Here is a 15,437-nt window from a genome sequence, read left to right as displayed (position 1 = left end):
AAAATTGGATTCTAAAACGATTTTGGTGGACTTTTTAAAATTACAAGAGGCTTATTACCTAATTTTATAAAAGTTAAATTAAATATTATTTTCCATTAAATGTAACGTTAAGTTGATGACATTGGGAAATATATGGAGGTGCCGGGCACATAATAAGTGTTCGGCATTTAAAATGATGGTTGCTTATCCCCCTCCATAATATTCCTGCACCGAAAATCATATGATAGAGTGCCTGACAGTTTCATAAAGAAAAGAGGAAATGACTTGAAGGAAATTTTTTCTGGACTTATCGTCTCATTGGATGTGGTCGCACTCTATTTATTGATTTCGGATGTAAAAAGCCGCTTTTTGCTCTCCATGTGGACAGCCATCCTTCATATGCTTTTTCCAATCATCGGTTTCACATTAGGCAATTGGATGCTTCAAATTTTAATGCAATGGTCGAATATTGTATCGAGCGCTCTTTTATTTTTTATCGGGCTGCAAATTATTTTATCATCAAAGAATGCCCATTTCTCCATCCCCATTGGATTATTGGCGATTACAGCCAGTTTAGACACCTTTTCAGTGAGTATTTCTTTTGGTATGCTTAACTTACAAAAATATTATTTTATAGCAAGTGCAGGAATATGGACTTTTATCCTATCATATATCGCTTTATATGCAGCAAAAGCCGGCATTTCAATAAAAAGTACACCATTTAAATGGATTGCGGGCATATCTTTAATTACAATAAGTGTATATACATTATGGGAACAGTAATAAGAAAGAGTGAGAGGGTACCATGAACATTTATTTTGTTTGCACAGGAAACACATGCAGAAGTCCAATGGCTGAAGCGATTTTGAAACACAAAAATATAGAAGGCATCAATGTAAAGTCAGCAGGAATTTTTGCGTTGGAAGGGGGAAAAATGTCGGAACATTCAAAAACCGTTTTGGAGCAGGAAAATATCGATTTCCAGCATACCACAAGACAAGTCAATGAAGAGGATATCGAATGGGCGGATCTGATTTTGACCATGACCACAGCCCATCGCGATATGATTATGCAATTTTATGAAAAAGCAAAAGGAAAAACGTATACGCTTAAAGAATATGTTACACCGTATAGTTCTTTAGATGTATCTGACCCCTATGGCGGCGATTTGAACACTTATAAAAACACATATGAAGAATTGAACAGACTGATTGATGAATTAGTCAAGAAAATCACTGGAGGTGATCAACAGGATGAAGAAAATGTTTAGTATCCGCAAGAAGCTTGTGCTGTTTGTCGGCATTTTGGCGGTCATTACATATTCCACAAGCTTCGTCTTTATTCGCTTTTTGCATCCTTATTTTTTCTCTCAATTCATTCCGAATGAATTGCTCTTTGAAATTATTACATACTTATTGGGTATCACATGGTCATGCATACTGGCGGGAATCTTCAGCGTTGTGTTGACGAAACCGTTGGAAAACCTGGAGAAAACCGCAACAAGGGTGGCGGAAGGAAAGATTGGGCAAGATGTGGAAATGCCAAAAACCCATGACGAAATCCGTTCGGTGGCGGAAGCTTTCCAATTGATGCTCCAAAACTTGCGCCAAATGGTGGAAAGTATTGATATCAACTTCCAAAAAACGAATGAAACAATCATTGAATTGTCCGAGCAGACTTCAAGAGCCACAAGAAAAGCGGAGATCATTGCCGATACGGTTGGGCAAATTTCATCGGGGGCGGAAGCATCTGCCATTGCGGTGACAGAAACTGTTGAAGCGATTGAAGATGTGCGCCAACTGGCTACGGAAGTCAATGCGAAGGCTTTGAATTCAAAAGAAGAATCATTGCAAATGCTGGAAAACTTGAAAGTGACCTCCAGCGCGTTCAACAATTTGATTGAGAGCATTCAAAAAATTACATACGGAAACGAACAAGCCCTTGAAAGCATTCATCAGTTGGAGAAAAATGCCGAGCAAATCGGAAATATCATCAGTCTGGTCGGGGATATTGCCGCGCAGACCAACTTGCTCGCATTGAATGCCTCCATTGAAGCCGCAAGAGCAGGGGAACATGGAAAAGGCTTTGCGGTGGTGGCTGAAGAAGTGCGCAATCTGGCGGATGAAAGCGCGAAGGCGGTGCAAGGAATCACCGACTTGATCAAAACGATGCAAGAAAATGTGGTTATCGTTGTAAATCAAATGAACGAACAAGTGACTTTTGCGAAAAGTGAATCCGCCAAAATTTCGGAAGCGACAGTGATTGTCGAGCAAATGGCAAGCAAAGTCCGCGGCATGGCAGATACAGTGATTCAAATTTCCCGGTTGATTGAAAAGCAGATGGTGAATATCGAAACGACTGCCCATCAGTCCCAGGAAGTTGCGGCGATTGCGGAAGAAACATCGGCTGGCGCAACGGAAGTGAAAGGTTCAACGGATGAACAAGCGGCAAGCTTGGAACAAGTGGAAAAACTCTCAGAAGAATTGAAACGACAATCCGAGCAATTATACAAATTCATTCAACAATTCGATCGTTCAAACTAATACATACTAATACTTATCAAAGGGTTCCTGTTTTTAAGGGGGATGAAGGATGAGAAAGTTCAAAGGGGTCATTACATCCGTATTCACTGTCGGGCTCATCATGGGGCTTGGTGCATGCAGCGGTGATACCGACGAAGCGGCAGTAAAGAAAGAAACCCAGGAAGAAAAGGTGAATGAAGCTTTGGCGGCGGAAGGGGAGAAAGTCGTCAAATCCAGCTGCACAGGCTGTCATGGTATCGATTTAACAGGAGATCTTGGACCAAATTTACATAATCTCTCACTATCCAAAGAAGAAATCATCGAACTATTGATCAAAGGCCGGAAAACCATGCCGCCTGGAACTGCAAACGGCATGGAAGAAGAAGTGGCCGAGTATTTATTGACATTAAAATGAAGATACATACATTCCTCTCGAACGGCATCTTTCGCCGTTCGAGTTTTTTTATGGGAGTGGGGGGGGATTGCAGGATTTGAGGGTTTGGCGATTATTTTTTTCGTATGGGCGATGATCCCTTCTACGGCAGGCATAATTTTTTCGCTTGGCTATTATTTTGGTGATTGTGGCGAATATGTTTGATAGGTTGGCGATGATCCTTTCCGGAGAGGCGATGATTCCGGCGATTTGGGCGATGATCGGCCAAGAAGCGCCCTTTATTCTCCCGTGCGCTTTTATCCAAAAAATAGGCTCACCCTCACGAGGCTGAAGAAATTGCGCCAAAAAAAATCGCAGTACAAACCAAATGCCTGGTCTGTACTGCGATGGGTTGGGATAGTTGAGCAGCGGGTCGTTTTTGGAATCCCTGGTGCAATCGCCCTTGTATTATTCAGTAATTTTAAACATTGCACGGATGGCAGGAATGCCTGTGCCAGGGTGATCATCCCGGTACGTCAACATCGGTCTTAAATAATAGTTCGGTTGAATCTGCTGACCTTTATAGATGGAAGGGTAGATATCGATGAATTGGTAGCCCGGTTCGCCCGTTGCCACCAGCTTCAATGTGACCGTCCCTTGGGTGTTGAAACCGCAAATATATCCAACGTAACTGTTGTTGTATAAAACGGCCAAGGCATTATCGAATTCCGTCCAACCGGAACCTTTGATTGTGATCACGAATTCCGTGCCAACCGGTCCAGATGATGGGGAGATGGATGCAATCGATGGCAAAATTCTTAAATACGTTTGACCGTACACTTCATCGCCCACTTTGACATCGATCAAGTGAGGCAGCCCGCCCAAATCATCCGGTACCGCAAACTCATATTTCAAGTTTCCTTTATCATCCGTTTTTGCTTCGCCCAAATCGAATATTTCCGGGCCATATCCTTCCGCTGTGACGCGCGTTCCGACCATCGTATGCCAGTCAAATGTCACTTTCTCGTTTTTCGGAAGTCCTGAAGCTGTCAAAACGACCTTTTCACCGACAGTGCCTTCAGACCGATCGAGTGTGACCTTTACACCCTCTTTGTTTTTCGGTTCTGACATCTTGATGCCGCCTTCCGCCGCTTCCGGCGCCTCTTCCACATAGGATTCGGTTGTGACCGGCTCATCGGAAGTAATTTCAAATGTGAAATGATGGGTGCTGATATAGTTGATGGCGGAACTGCTCCGGCTTAAATATGGAAATCCGCTGGCGCCGCTTTCCACCGTAATGCTGTGAAGGCCTTTCTTTCCGGCTGCCCGGAATACGGCTTCCGCTTTGCCGTTCGTTGTGACCGCTGTAATCATACCGGTATATTTATTATCCCAGTTCACGTGCCACAAACTGCCGAACATTTTCCAGCTCAAGCCTTCTCCCTTGATTGTGACTTCCGTTCCGGGAGGGCCGGATGCCGGACTCATGGTGAATACGGTTTCGACGAAGAAGTTGGCTTTTGCGACCACTTCATCGTCCTGATAGATCAGGATATCGTGGTCATCTCCGAAACCATCCGGAATGGAAAAGGTTCCTTCCCATTTTCCATCCGCATCCGCCTTGCCTTCCGCAACCACTTTTTCCACCGGTTCATAAGCCGATCCGATGAAAGAGTAGTTATCTTCAATTTGGAAAGTGCCAACCATGTCGACCCAAACGGCTTTTAACGGTTTATCCGGTTTTAAGGAGTCGACGGTGAGAGTCACTTCATCGCCAATGCGTCCGCTGCTTTTGCTCAGCGAAATATTTCCGATGAGATTCATTTCTTTTGCTTCTTCTGAATTTTCTGCGGCATTTGCCTTGTTGTCATCCGATTTTTCGGATTCTTGTCCGGCTTCTGTGCATCCTGCCATGATGATTGCGACAAAAAGTAGGAAGGTCATGAGTCGAAGGCGATTCATCATGAAGCAGTTTCCTCGCCTTCAGAAGATGCCGACTCTTCCGCCGCCTTTTCTTGTGCGGCTTGCGTTAATTTCGCTTCTTCGCCTTTTTCAAGGATTGTCAACTTCGATAAAGAAACATCAAATGGTTGGTAAGTATACTCTTTGCCATCCACTTCCGCCACAATCTGATAATCCAATGTTCCGGTAGGGAAATCGTCCGGAATTGTCCAGCTCACGGTATAAAGCAACGTTCCTTCTTCCCCGTGCGGCCCAAGCTTCATTTCATACTCGTCCCCAGTGGCCAAAACCACTTTCACCTTTGCATCTTCAACGGTTTTATTGGTCGCTTGATCCAACACATTGGCGCGGAACACGATTGTGTGGCCCCGTTCAAATCGGCTGTCCACTACACATACGGCATCCGCTTGCAGGTGGGAATTGATGGTGTCACCTAAAACGACAATTGGCGGTTCCGATGTTTCAGTTTTTTCCGGCTCTTTTGAAGAATCGTCTTCGCTACACCCCGTTACAAGCAGTGCCGCAAACAACACCCCTGCCAAAAAATTTCTTTTCTTCATCCTTTTCCATCCTCCTTTGTTCATTAAACTTTCTTCCTATTAAAATATAAAAAACTGGAAGTTACATTTATTATATACCATTAAGTAGATTAAATGAAACAGAAAAAAAAAGATTAATAGATTAAAAATAGGACTTAAAACAGAAAGGGTAGGAACGACGCACCACGTTTCATCCGTTGGTGGGGAATAAGTTTTATCCGGCGGAAAAAATTCCGAATAATTCTGTTTGAAAACAAAAAAAATATTCATTCATCCATTGAAAAATGAACGTTTTTTATTAAATTTAGAAAAAACATTCGTATTTTAATAAAAAGTCGGTTCAAAAAGATGTGAAAATCCGTGTTAATCTTTTATAATTAGTGGTACACTGTTGTTATCAAGAAGCTTGAGGAGGTAAACATGTGAAAGTAGCCATTTCATCAGACCATGGCGGCAATCGTTTGCGCAAAGAAATCATGGATCTGTTAGATGAGTTGAATATTGAATATGAAGACTTTGGCCCAAAAACAGACGATTCCGTTGATTATCCGGACTATGCTCTTCCAGTGGCTGAAGGTGTGGCAAGCGGCAAGTTTGACCGGGGCATTTTAATTTGCGGAACCGGCATTGGCATGTGCATTGCGGCGAATAAAGTGAAAGGTGTCCGCTGTGCGTTGGTCCACGATGTGTTTAGTGCAAAAGCGACAAGATGCCATAATGACTCCAACGTCCTTGCGATGGGGGAAAGAGTCATCGGTCCTGGACTTGCGCGGGAAATCGTGAAAACATGGCTGAACACGGATTTTGAAGGCGGCCGTCATGAACGCCGCGTAAAAAAAATTGCGGAACTTGAAGGGTGATCCTTCCTATGACTCTTGAAGCCATTCGAAATCAAATCACGCAATTGCTTTCGGAATTTGAAGAGCAAGTGGAACTGTTGCCGGGGCAATTATTTGTGGTCGGCTGCTCCACATCGGAAATCAAAGGCTCAAAAATTGGCACAGCCGGTTCCATGGAAATTGCGGAAGTGTTGTATGAGGTATTGGATGCATTCGCCAAACAACATGGGGTTTATCTCGTTTTTCAAGGATGCGAACATATCAACCGCGCATTGACATTGGAACAGGAAGCCGCTGAAAAATATGGGCTTGAACCGGTATCGGTCATCCCTGTTCAAAAAGCGGGCGGTTCCATGTCCGCATACGCATACCGGAAAATGAACAATCCCGTTGTCGTTGAACATGTCCGGGCACATGCCGGCATCGATATTGGCCAAACGTTCATCGGCATGCATTTGAAGGATGTAGCCGTTCCTGTCCGCACATCTGTCCGCCAAATTGGTGAAGCGATTGTGGCGGCGGCCAAAACCCGTCCAAAACTCATCGGAGGCAGCCGCGCCGTTTACGAACTGCAAGATGGAACGACATGTCATTGAGCAGCCGGGCTGTTTTTGGCAACATGTCATAAAATATATATTTTTTCAAATGGATGTTTATGCAACTTTCAACATAGTCAATAATCCATATTCTTCATGCTGAATTCCGGGCGGATGACATTTTGGTTGAATGAATGCCCGGCCTTTCAGCATGGGGGATTTTTCCTGCGTTTTTTGCCGTTCAGGGAAGCATTCGTTGGATTCCCACAACATGGCTGGGGAGATCTTCCCTGAAATGTTTATAAAAAAATATTAAATTAGTAGGAGGAACTTTGATGGCTTACGAAAAATTGGCAGCCCAAGACAAGGCTGTACTTGAAGCAATTTTAAATGAAAAGAAACGTCAACAGGAAAACATTGAATTGATCGCATCTGAAAACATCGTTTCCGAAGCGGTGATGGAAGCGCAAGGATCTGTTTTGACAAACAAATATGCGGAAGGCTATCCTGGCAAACGTTATTACGGCGGATGCGAATACGTGGACGTAGTGGAAGACATCGCCCGCGACCGCGCGAAAGAATTGTTCGGCGCAAAATTTGCGAACGTGCAACCGCACTCTGGCGCCCAAGCGAACATGGCGGTTTATTTCTCCGTGTTGGAACCGGGTGACACTGTGCTGGGAATGAATTTGGCCCATGGCGGTCACTTGACGCACGGTTCGCCGGTCAACTTCTCCGGTATCCAATACAATTTCGTTGAATATGGCGTAACAAAAGATACAAATGTCATTGATTATGATGATGTCCGTGCAAAAGCGTTGGAACATAAACCAAAATTGATTGTTGCAGGCGCTTCCGCTTATCCTAGAGTGATTGATTTCAAAAAATTCCGCGAAATCGCTGATGAAGTGGGCGCTTACTTCATGGTGGACATGGCGCACATCGCCGGTCTTGTGGCTGCCGGTGAACATCCATCTCCTGTGCCATATGCGCATTTCACAACAACGACAACACACAAAACATTGCGCGGTCCTCGCGGCGGTTTAGTGTTGACCAATGATGAAGAATTGGCGAAGAAAATCGATAAAGCGGTATTCCCTGGAATCCAAGGCGGTCCGTTAATGCATGTCATCGCTGCTAAAGCGGTAGCATTCGGTGAAGCGTTGAAACCTGAATTCAAAGAATACGCAAAACAAATCAAGAAAAATGCCCAAGTGCTTGCGGAAACTTTGATTTCTGAAGGCCTTCAAATCGTATCCGGAGGAACGGACAACCACTTATTGCTTGTGAACGTGAAATCTGTCGGCCTCACTGGTAAAGTGGCGGAAAAATTATTGGATGAAGTGAAAATTACTGTAAACAAAAACTCCATCCCATTCGATGAAGAAAAACCATTTGTCACTTCCGGTATCCGTATCGGAACACCTGCCATCACAACTCGCGGCTTTAAAGAAGAAGACGCGAAAGAAGTCGGCTTGATCATCGCGAAAGTATTGAAAAATCCTGAAGATCAAGCGGTGAAAGAAGAAGCCCTTGCCCGCGTCAAAGCATTGACGGACAAATATCCAATTTACGAAGATTTAGTGATAGGCAAATAATTTTATAAAATCCCGCTCAAGCTGTTTGAGCGGGGTTTTTTTATGGAAGAAAGGGTTTTTTGGGCCGTTTCATTTGCCGGACGGCGGATTGTTGTGTTGGAGGGGGAGATAAAATTTGGGGTTGGCGGGAAGGAAGGCCCTTAAAGAAAAACGGAGTCATTCCCGTCCCAACGTAATCTCCTTTCAAAAAAACGGCGCAAATCACGCACCATAAGGTCTCACTGCAAAAAATCCAACCCAAACTGCTGGACTTTATCGCACAGAAACTGTAATAATTCATATGGAAACTTGCAAAAAATACAAAAACCCCTCACGGAATGTACATAAACTTCCAATAGAAATTGACAACTATGTTAATGGTGTGATTATTGGTTTTCTAATGTAATGTTTTTTGTTATACTAGGTTGGATAAAGTGGAACAATAATGCCACTGTGAGTCCGTAATAGACATCAAAAATTTAATCTTTGTAGAAGTTAGGAGCGAATTACATGAGCAGAGTATATGTATTTGATCATCCATTAATCCAACATAAGTTAACGTATATTCGCGATAAAAATACCGGCACAAAAGAATTTCGTGAACTTGTTGATGAAGTTGCAACATTGATGGCATTCGAAATCACACGCGATCTGCCTACGGAAGAAATCGAAATTGAAACACCGATCACAAAAGCGAAAACAAGAGTGCTTGCAGGAAAGAAAATCGCTCTTGTTCCCATTTTGCGTGCGGGAATCGGAATGGTTGACGGCGTATTGAAATTGATCCCGGCCGCAAAAGTGGGCCACATCGGTTTATACCGCGATCCTGAAACGTTGAAACCGGTGGAATATTATGTAAAACTTCCGCAAGATGTGAAAGACCGCGACTTTATCGTAGTGGACCCGATGCTTGCGACAGGGGGATCCGCGGTGGAAGCGATCAATGCGTTGAAAAAACGCGGGGCGACCAACATTAAATTCATGTGCTTGATCGCTGCACCGGAAGGCGTGGAAGCTTTACAAAAAGCTCATCCGGATGTGGACATTTTCATTGCCGCCCTTGATGAAAAATTGAACGAGCACGGCTATATCGTTCCTGGTTTGGGCGATGCGGGAGACCGCTTATTCGGTACAAAATAAAAATGGCCGCCGCTTCAATCAAATGGAGCAGCCGCCTTCTTGAAAGACACAACAAACCATGAATAAAAGCGTCCTTCATTTTGAAGGGCGTTTTCCACTGTTCAACGAATCCTTTATCGCACTGATTAAGAACGGTTCAAACTCAGGTTTGCACCTTTGGAAGGGAGAATCATCCATTGCAAAAAATCAAAGTGATGACCATATTTGGCACAAGACCAGAAGCCATCAAAATGGCGCCGGTCGTGTTGGAACTGCAAAAGCACCAGGACCAAATCGAATCCATCGTCACAGTCACGGCACAGCATCGCCAAATGCTCGACCAAGTGCTGGAAACATTCGAAATCACCCCTGACTATGACTTGAATATCATGAAAGACCGGCAAACATTGATTGATGTCACAGTCAATGCCCTTCAAGGGTTGGACAAAGTCATGAAAGAAGCAAAACCGGACATCGTGTTGGTTCATGGCGATACAACGACAACCTTCGTCGGAAGCCTTGCCGCATTCTACAACCAAATCGCCATTGGCCATGTGGAAGCGGGCCTCAGAACCCACAATAAATATTCGCCATATCCGGAAGAAATGAACCGGCAACTGACAGGGGTCATGGCGGATCTCCATTTTGCGCCGACGGAACAGTCCAGACAAAATCTGCTGAAAGAAAACAAAAATCCTGAAACGATTTTTGTCACAGGAAATACGGCGATCGATGCATTGAAAACAACCGTGAAGGAACATTACACGCACCCGATCCTTGAGAAAATCGGAAGCGACCGCATGATTCTCTTGACGGCCCACCGTCGTGAAAACTTGGGCGAACCGATGCGTCACATGTTCCGCGCCATCAAACGCCTGCTTCAGGAACACGATGATGTGCAAGTGGTTTATCCGGTGCATTTGAATCCGGCTGTAAGAGAAGTGGCGAATGAAATTTTGGGGAACGATCCGAGAATCCATTTGATCGAGCCGTTGGAAGTGTTTGATTTCCATAACTTCGCAGCCCGTTCATACATGATATTGACAGATTCAGGCGGCGTTCAGGAAGAAGCGCCATCACTCGGAAAACCTGTGCTTGTCTTAAGGGATACAACGGAGCGTCCTGAAGGGATTGCGGCAGGCACTTTGAAACTGGCGGGAACAAACGAAGAAAACATTTACCGTTTGGCGAAGGAATTGCTGGAAGATGAAGAGGCTTACAACCAAATGGCGAAAGCGTCCAATCCTTACGGAGACGGTTTTGCATCCAGACGGATCGTTGATGCTTTACTGACATATTTCCATGAGAAGAAACAATAAATCATTTCAATAAAAAAAGCTATTTGAGTATAAAAATATAAATAATTATTGTAACAAATATCAATAATTTCTAAAACAGATTTTCATAAGTAAATTTGTCAACATTTTGACAAAATAATTTCGCTGTGAAGTTTTTCACTAAAACGCATTGACATCAAAAATTCCCTATTGTATGCTTACAAAGTGTATGAATACTAAAGGGATTCTTTCACAAAATGATACTCAAACCCTTGTAATATCAAGTTTCTACTACAGATACAGTGGGAACGTGGAATGAGAATTTTGGGAACGTGGAAGAGTCTGAATACAAGAGCCAAATAAGGGTAAAAATACTTAGCGGTAAAAAATTTTGCCCTTATATGAAAGATGTTTCCATTTTACACCATGGTTGAATGGTGAGGCAAATAATAGGATTCAGGAGATTATACGATGTTGGATTTGCACCGGATTTTCGATAAGCAGAAAAAAGCTTTATTTTTTTTGCTTGCCCTCTGTGTATTGGGATGGTTCTTTACACCATATCCAACGATTTTTTCTGGGTTGGGGATCGGTGCGATTTTTGGTACTTACAACTTTTGGATCCTTGTTCGTCGAATGGACAAGTTCGACCGTTCCTATCGTGAAGGTAAACGTTCAGTGTCTCTTGGTTCAGGTTTGCGCTTTGCATCTGCAGTCGCTGCAGTCGCAATACCAATCTCGTTGCCAAACTACTTTAATGTTGTTAGCTCAGTCATTGGGTTAATGATACCTTATATCTTCCTCTTTATTGAGGCCTTATATAGTTTAATAAAAACTAGGAATTAGGTCCATTTGAAAGTGAGGTGAGTGCAAAAAATGGAACATGGAGCACCGGAGTATACTCTGCATTTAGGAAATATTCCAATTACATTCAACTTGGCTACAATCTTAACTTTGTTAGTTACAGCGACTATTGTATTTATCATCGCGTTCATCTCTACAAGAAATCTCCAGTTGAAACCAACAGGTATGCAAAACTTCATGGAATGGGTAATGGACTTTGTTAAAGGGATTATCAAAAGCAACATGGACTGGAAAACGGGTGGTCGATTCCACGTATTAGGAATTACCCTCATTATGTTCATCGCTGTTGCCAACATGCTAGGTCTCCCATTCTCAGGTATTTACATCCATGGCGATCTATGGTGGAAATCACCGACCGCAGATCCTGTTGTCACTTTGACTCTAGCTTCAATGGTAACTGTGCTTGCAACATTTTACGGTATTAAATTACATGGTACAGGACATTATTTCAAAACATTCGTCCAACCAAAATCATTCTTATTACCACTGAAAATCATCGAAGAATTCGCAAACACTTTAACTCTCGGTTTGCGTCTTTATGGTAACATCTACGCAGGTGAAATCCTTTTAGGATTGCTTGCAGGTCTAGCCAGCTCATCAGTTTTAGGCTTCATCGGAGCCATCATCCCAACAATGGCATGGCTAGGGTTCTCAATCTTCATCGGCTTTATCCAAGCCTTTGTATTTACTATGTTAACAATGGTTTATTTATCACACAAAGTGAGCAAAGACCATTAATTAATAAATTCATAGTGTCTATACATTATGAGTATCAAACAAAAAATTAAAAAATAATTCCAAGGAGGAAATATAAAATGGGTCTTTTAGCAGCAGCAATTGCAATCGGTTTAGCAGCACTAGGTGCAGGTATTGGTAACGGTTTAATCGTATCTCGTACAGTAGAAGGAATCGCACGTCAACCAGAAGCGCGTGGCGTACTTCAAACTACAATGTTCATCGGGGTAGCGTTAGTTGAGGCCTTACCAATCATCGCAGTAGTTGTTGCGTTCATCGTAATGAACCGATAATTGGTTCCATGTGGCGAAGGATGATTTACAAAAAGAAACTTCGCCATTCCTTTTATTTTCAATGTTTAAGCTGAACAGTTTTTAATAAAAATGACTGATAGAAAAGCAATGAAAAGTTTTGAACATAAATGGCTCTCTTCAAATTTTGGATTGGAAATGGACTGAAGCAGGGCAAGTAAAAAGGAATTTGAAGCTCTTGAAGGGAGTGAAACAATCGTGAATTTAGAATATTTGGTATTAGGTTCCATCGTGGAAGCAGTAAACCTTGGAGATATTCTTGCAACGCTCGTAATCTTCCTCGTATTGATGGCATTGTTGAAGAAATTTGCTTGGGGTCCGTTGATGGGCATCATGCAACAACGTGAGGAATTAGTTGCAAGTGAAATTGAAGCGGCTGAAACTGCCCGCAAAGAAGCGACAAAAACTTTGGAAGAGCAAAAAGCCCTTTTAAAAGAAGCTCGCACTGAAGCTCAAAAAATTATTGAAAGCGCTAAGAAACAAGCGGAAGCACAACGTGAAGAAATCGTGGAAGCAGCTCGCCAAGAAGCAACTCGCTTGAAAGAATCAGCTGTTCGTGAAATCGAAACTGAAAAAGAAAAAGCGATCGCTTCATTGCGTGAAGAAGTGGTTTCCCTTTCTGTTCTTGCCGCATCCAAAGTGCTTGAAAAAGAAATTTCTGAAGAAGATAACAGCGCATTAATTAAAGAAACGATTGCTAAGGCAGGCGAAGCGAAATGAGTAATTACACTGTAGCGAAACGCTATGCCGAAGCATTGTTCTCTGTGGCACAAAAACAAAACGTTGTGGATGAAGTGAATCAAGATCTTCAGGAAATCGCGAAAGTGATCAAAGAAAACAAAGATTTCCTCACTGTCTTGACGAATCCGAAATTCTCTTCTGATAGAAAAAAACAAATCGTTTCTGAATTGTTCAATGGAGTCAATCCGGTTTTATTGAATACACTTCAACTTTTGGTTGATAAAAAACGAGTAAATGAATTGACAAACATCGCAGAAGCATTCAAAGCGTTAGCAGCTGACGCTCAAGGCACTGCGGAAGCTACAGTTTACTCAACTCGCGAATTGACGGAAGAAGAGAAAAACAACATCTCCGCTTCCTTTGCGAAACTCGTTGGCAAAGAAACGCTGAACATCACAAACGTAATTGAACCTTCAGTTATCGGTGGCGTTCGTGTTCAAATTGGCAACATCATTTTCGATAACACTGTAGCAAGCAAATTAGAAAATCTCAGACGCACGTTAGTCGTTAATAATTAGAAAAGTGAGAGGTGACATTCATGAGCATCAAGGCTGAAGAAATCAGCGCTCTGTTAAGAAAGCAGATTGAAAACTACCAATCTGAATTGGAAGTTAACGAAGTTGGTACTGTAATCACTGTTGGTGACGGTATCGCACGCGCTCATGGCCTCGACAACTGTATGGCAGGAGAACTAGTTGAGTTCGAAAATGGTGTAATGGGTATGGCTCAAAACCTAGAAGAAGGCAACGTCGGGATCGTTATTCTAGGTAACTACCTTGGCATCAAAGAAGGCGATACAGTTCGTCGCACAGGTCGTATCATGGAAGTTCCAGTCGGCGAAGAATTAATCGGTCGCGTAGTAAACCCACTTGGTATTCCAGTGGATGGAAAAGGACCTATCAATACAACAAAAACTCGTCCAATCGAAAGTCCAGCTTTCGGTGTAATGGCTCGTAAATCCGTACATGAACCATTACAAACTGGTATCAAAGCGATTGACGCATTAGTGCCAATCGGCCGTGGTCAACGTGAGTTAATCATCGGGGACCGTCAAACAGGTAAAACATCCATCGCAATCGACACAATCTTGAACCAAGCTGACCAAAACATGATCTGTATCTATGTTGCAATCGGTCAGAAAGAATCTACAGTTCGTACAGTTGTTGAAACACTTCGTAAACACGGTGCGTTGGATTATTCCATCGTTGTAACAGCATCCGCTTCCCAACCAGCGCCACTATTATACTTGGCACCATATGCTGGGGTTTCAATGGCTGAATACTTCATGTTACAAGGTAAACACGTATTGATCGTGTACGACGATCTTTCTAAACAAGCGGCAGCTTACCGTGAGCTTTCATTGCTATTACGTCGTCCTCCAGGCCGTGAAGCTTACCCAGGTGACGTATTCTACTTGCACAGCCGCTTGCTAGAACGCGCTGCGAAATTGAGCGACGCAATGGGTGCAGGTTCTATCACAGCACTTCCATTCGTTGAAACACAAGCAGGGGATATTTCTGCATATATCCCAACAAACGTTATCTCTATCACAGACGGACAAATTTTCTTGCAATCCGACCTATTCCACTCAGGTGTACGTCCAGCGATCAACGCCGGTCTATCCGTATCCCGTGTAGGTGGTTCCGCGCAAATCAAAGCGATGAAAAAAGTTGCCGGTACACTACGTCTTGACTTGGCCGCATACCGTGAACTTGAAGCATTCGCTCAATTCGGTTCAGACCTTGATAAAGCGACACTTGCGAAACTTGAACGCGGTAAACGTACAGTAGAAGTATTGAAACAAGACTTGAACAAACCAATCAAAGTGGAATATCAAGTTGTAATCATCTACGCTCTAACTCGCGGTTACTTGGATGATATCCCGGTTAAAGATATCCGTCGTTTCGAAAACGAGTTGTACAGCTGGTTAGATGTAAACCACACTCACATTTTAGAGCATATTCGTACTACGAAAGATCTTCCATCAGACGAAGACTTCGCTGCAGCTCTTACTGAATTCAAAAAACAATTTGCTAAATCAGAAGAATGATTCTTTCAGCTTT

Annotated in this window: 17 protein-coding genes; 15 read left to right on the top strand and 2 right to left on the bottom strand. The window is 43.1% G+C overall.

Features of this window, described 5'->3' with window-relative positions; genetic code table 11:
- The first annotated feature begins 264 nt into the window (after positions 1-264).
- The 4 genes from ACFPOH_RS02555 to ACFPOH_RS02540 are packed head-to-tail and all read left to right on the top strand — an operon-like array spanning position 265 to position 2,916.
- Positions 265-762, top strand: coding sequence for a manganese efflux pump MntP (locus ACFPOH_RS02555; protein WP_342470325.1), 498 nt, complete (start codon positions 265-267; stop codon positions 760-762).
- 22 nt (positions 763-784) lie between these two features.
- Complete coding sequence (locus ACFPOH_RS02550; RefSeq protein ID WP_342470324.1) at positions 785-1,249, top strand: low molecular weight protein arginine phosphatase; 465 nt, start codon at positions 785-787, stop codon at positions 1,247-1,249.
- The gene (locus tag ACFPOH_RS02545; protein WP_342580910.1) at positions 1,233-2,522 is read left to right on the top strand and encodes a methyl-accepting chemotaxis protein; all 1,290 of its coding nucleotides are present in this window, start codon (positions 1,233-1,235) and stop codon (positions 2,520-2,522) included. The genes ACFPOH_RS02550 and ACFPOH_RS02545 overlap by 17 nt, the downstream gene beginning before the upstream one ends.
- A 49-nt stretch (positions 2,523-2,571) precedes the next feature.
- Positions 2,572-2,916 carry a c-type cytochrome gene (locus ACFPOH_RS02540; RefSeq protein ID WP_342470322.1) on the top strand — a complete coding sequence of 115 codons (345 nt, stop codon included), beginning with the start codon at positions 2,572-2,574 and terminating at the stop codon, positions 2,914-2,916.
- A 426-nt stretch (positions 2,917-3,342) separates the two neighbouring features.
- On the opposite strand, the gene ACFPOH_RS02535 is transcribed toward ACFPOH_RS02540, so the two are convergent.
- Both ACFPOH_RS02535 and ACFPOH_RS02530 read right to left on the bottom strand, forming a co-directional pair.
- Positions 3,343-4,839, bottom strand: a complete 1,497-nt coding sequence (locus tag ACFPOH_RS02535) for an IPT/TIG domain-containing protein (protein ID WP_390308789.1) — start codon at positions 4,837-4,839, stop codon at positions 3,343-3,345.
- The gene (locus ACFPOH_RS02530) at positions 4,836-5,396 is read right to left on the bottom strand and encodes a hypothetical protein (RefSeq protein WP_342470320.1); all 561 of its coding nucleotides are present in this window, start codon (positions 5,394-5,396) and stop codon (positions 4,836-4,838) included. The genes ACFPOH_RS02535 and ACFPOH_RS02530 overlap by 4 nt, the downstream gene beginning before the upstream one ends.
- A gap of 401 nt (positions 5,397-5,797) precedes the next feature.
- Here ACFPOH_RS02530 and rpiB point away from each other — a divergent pair, with 401 nt between their 5' ends.
- The 11 genes from rpiB (at position 5,798) to atpA (ending at position 15,424) form a co-directional block, all read left to right on the top strand.
- Positions 5,798-6,235 (top strand): ribose 5-phosphate isomerase B, encoded by a 438-nt coding sequence (rpiB, locus tag ACFPOH_RS02525; protein ID WP_342470319.1) that lies wholly within the window; start codon positions 5,798-5,800, stop codon positions 6,233-6,235.
- Positions 6,236-6,243: 8 nt separating this feature from the next.
- Complete coding sequence (locus ACFPOH_RS02520) at positions 6,244-6,810, top strand: TIGR01440 family protein (protein WP_342470318.1); 567 nt, start codon at positions 6,244-6,246, stop codon at positions 6,808-6,810.
- Between the two features lie 275 nt (positions 6,811-7,085).
- A complete protein-coding gene (gene glyA / locus ACFPOH_RS02515; RefSeq protein ID WP_390308787.1) occupies positions 7,086-8,348 on the top strand; it encodes a serine hydroxymethyltransferase in 1,263 nt (420 codons plus the stop codon).
- A gap of 489 nt (positions 8,349-8,837) precedes the next feature.
- On the top strand, positions 8,838-9,467 hold the full coding sequence (gene upp / locus ACFPOH_RS02510) for a uracil phosphoribosyltransferase (protein WP_342470316.1): 630 nt from the start codon (positions 8,838-8,840) through the stop codon (positions 9,465-9,467).
- 194 nt (positions 9,468-9,661) lie between these two features.
- Positions 9,662-10,765: a non-hydrolyzing UDP-N-acetylglucosamine 2-epimerase gene (gene wecB, locus ACFPOH_RS02505; protein WP_342471179.1), complete on the top strand. Its 1,104-nt coding sequence runs from the start codon at positions 9,662-9,664 to the stop codon at positions 10,763-10,765.
- Between the two features lie 429 nt (positions 10,766-11,194).
- The gene (locus ACFPOH_RS02500) at positions 11,195-11,569 is read left to right on the top strand and encodes an ATP synthase subunit I (RefSeq protein ID WP_342470315.1); all 375 of its coding nucleotides are present in this window, start codon (positions 11,195-11,197) and stop codon (positions 11,567-11,569) included.
- A 30-nt stretch (positions 11,570-11,599) separates the two neighbouring features.
- Positions 11,600-12,325 (top strand): F0F1 ATP synthase subunit A, encoded by a 726-nt coding sequence (gene atpB, locus ACFPOH_RS02495; protein WP_342470314.1) that lies wholly within the window; start codon positions 11,600-11,602, stop codon positions 12,323-12,325.
- A 77-nt stretch (positions 12,326-12,402) separates the two neighbouring features.
- Positions 12,403-12,615, top strand: a complete 213-nt coding sequence (gene atpE, locus ACFPOH_RS02490) for a F0F1 ATP synthase subunit C (protein ID WP_016837239.1) — start codon at positions 12,403-12,405, stop codon at positions 12,613-12,615.
- A gap of 216 nt (positions 12,616-12,831) precedes the next feature.
- Positions 12,832-13,353: a F0F1 ATP synthase subunit B gene (gene atpF / locus ACFPOH_RS02485; protein WP_390308786.1), complete on the top strand. Its 522-nt coding sequence runs from the start codon at positions 12,832-12,834 to the stop codon at positions 13,351-13,353.
- Positions 13,350-13,892 carry a F0F1 ATP synthase subunit delta gene (locus ACFPOH_RS02480; RefSeq protein ID WP_390308785.1) on the top strand — a complete coding sequence of 181 codons (543 nt, stop codon included), beginning with the start codon at positions 13,350-13,352 and terminating at the stop codon, positions 13,890-13,892. The genes atpF and ACFPOH_RS02480 overlap by 4 nt, the downstream gene beginning before the upstream one ends.
- Positions 13,893-13,912: 20 nt before the next feature.
- On the top strand, positions 13,913-15,424 hold the full coding sequence (atpA, locus tag ACFPOH_RS02475; protein ID WP_342470311.1) for a F0F1 ATP synthase subunit alpha: 1,512 nt from the start codon (positions 13,913-13,915) through the stop codon (positions 15,422-15,424).
- The last annotated feature ends 13 nt before the right edge of the window (positions 15,425-15,437 follow it).

Source organism: Ureibacillus suwonensis, from assembly GCF_042655065.1.
GTDB lineage: Bacteria > Bacillota > Bacilli > Bacillales_A > Planococcaceae > Ureibacillus > Ureibacillus suwonensis.
Note: the sequence above shows the minus strand (reverse complement) of the source record. Positions and strands in the feature narration are given on the sequence as shown.

What these genes read in the sequence shown, in the direction of transcription:
- ACFPOH_RS02550 (WP_342470324.1), top strand. Translation starts at nt 785, where the DNA reads ATGAACATTTATTTTGTTTGCACAGGAAACACATGCAGAAGTCCAATG.
- ACFPOH_RS02545 (WP_342580910.1), top strand. Translation starts at nt 1,233, where the DNA reads ATGAAGAAAATGTTTAGTATCCGCAAGAAGCTTGTGCTGTTTGTCGGC.
- ACFPOH_RS02540 (WP_342470322.1), top strand. Translation starts at nt 2,572, where the DNA reads ATGAGAAAGTTCAAAGGGGTCATTACATCCGTATTCACTGTCGGGCTC.
- ACFPOH_RS02535 (WP_390308789.1), bottom strand. Translation starts at nt 4,839, where the DNA reads ATGATGAATCGCCTTCGACTCATGACCTTCCTACTTTTTGTCGCAATC.
- ACFPOH_RS02530 (WP_342470320.1), bottom strand. Translation starts at nt 5,396, where the DNA reads ATGAAGAAAAGAAATTTTTTGGCAGGGGTGTTGTTTGCGGCACTGCTT.
- ACFPOH_RS02520 (WP_342470318.1), top strand. Translation starts at nt 6,244, where the DNA reads ATGACTCTTGAAGCCATTCGAAATCAAATCACGCAATTGCTTTCGGAA.
- glyA (WP_390308787.1), top strand. Translation starts at nt 7,086, where the DNA reads ATGGCTTACGAAAAATTGGCAGCCCAAGACAAGGCTGTACTTGAAGCA.
- upp (WP_342470316.1), top strand. Translation starts at nt 8,838, where the DNA reads ATGAGCAGAGTATATGTATTTGATCATCCATTAATCCAACATAAGTTA.
- wecB (WP_342471179.1), top strand. Translation starts at nt 9,662, where the DNA reads ATGACCATATTTGGCACAAGACCAGAAGCCATCAAAATGGCGCCGGTC.
- ACFPOH_RS02500 (WP_342470315.1), top strand. Translation starts at nt 11,195, where the DNA reads ATGTTGGATTTGCACCGGATTTTCGATAAGCAGAAAAAAGCTTTATTT.
- atpB (WP_342470314.1), top strand. Translation starts at nt 11,600, where the DNA reads ATGGAACATGGAGCACCGGAGTATACTCTGCATTTAGGAAATATTCCA.
- atpE (WP_016837239.1), top strand. Translation starts at nt 12,403, where the DNA reads ATGGGTCTTTTAGCAGCAGCAATTGCAATCGGTTTAGCAGCACTAGGT.
- ACFPOH_RS02480 (WP_390308785.1), top strand. Translation starts at nt 13,350, where the DNA reads ATGAGTAATTACACTGTAGCGAAACGCTATGCCGAAGCATTGTTCTCT.
- atpA (WP_342470311.1), top strand. Translation starts at nt 13,913, where the DNA reads ATGAGCATCAAGGCTGAAGAAATCAGCGCTCTGTTAAGAAAGCAGATT.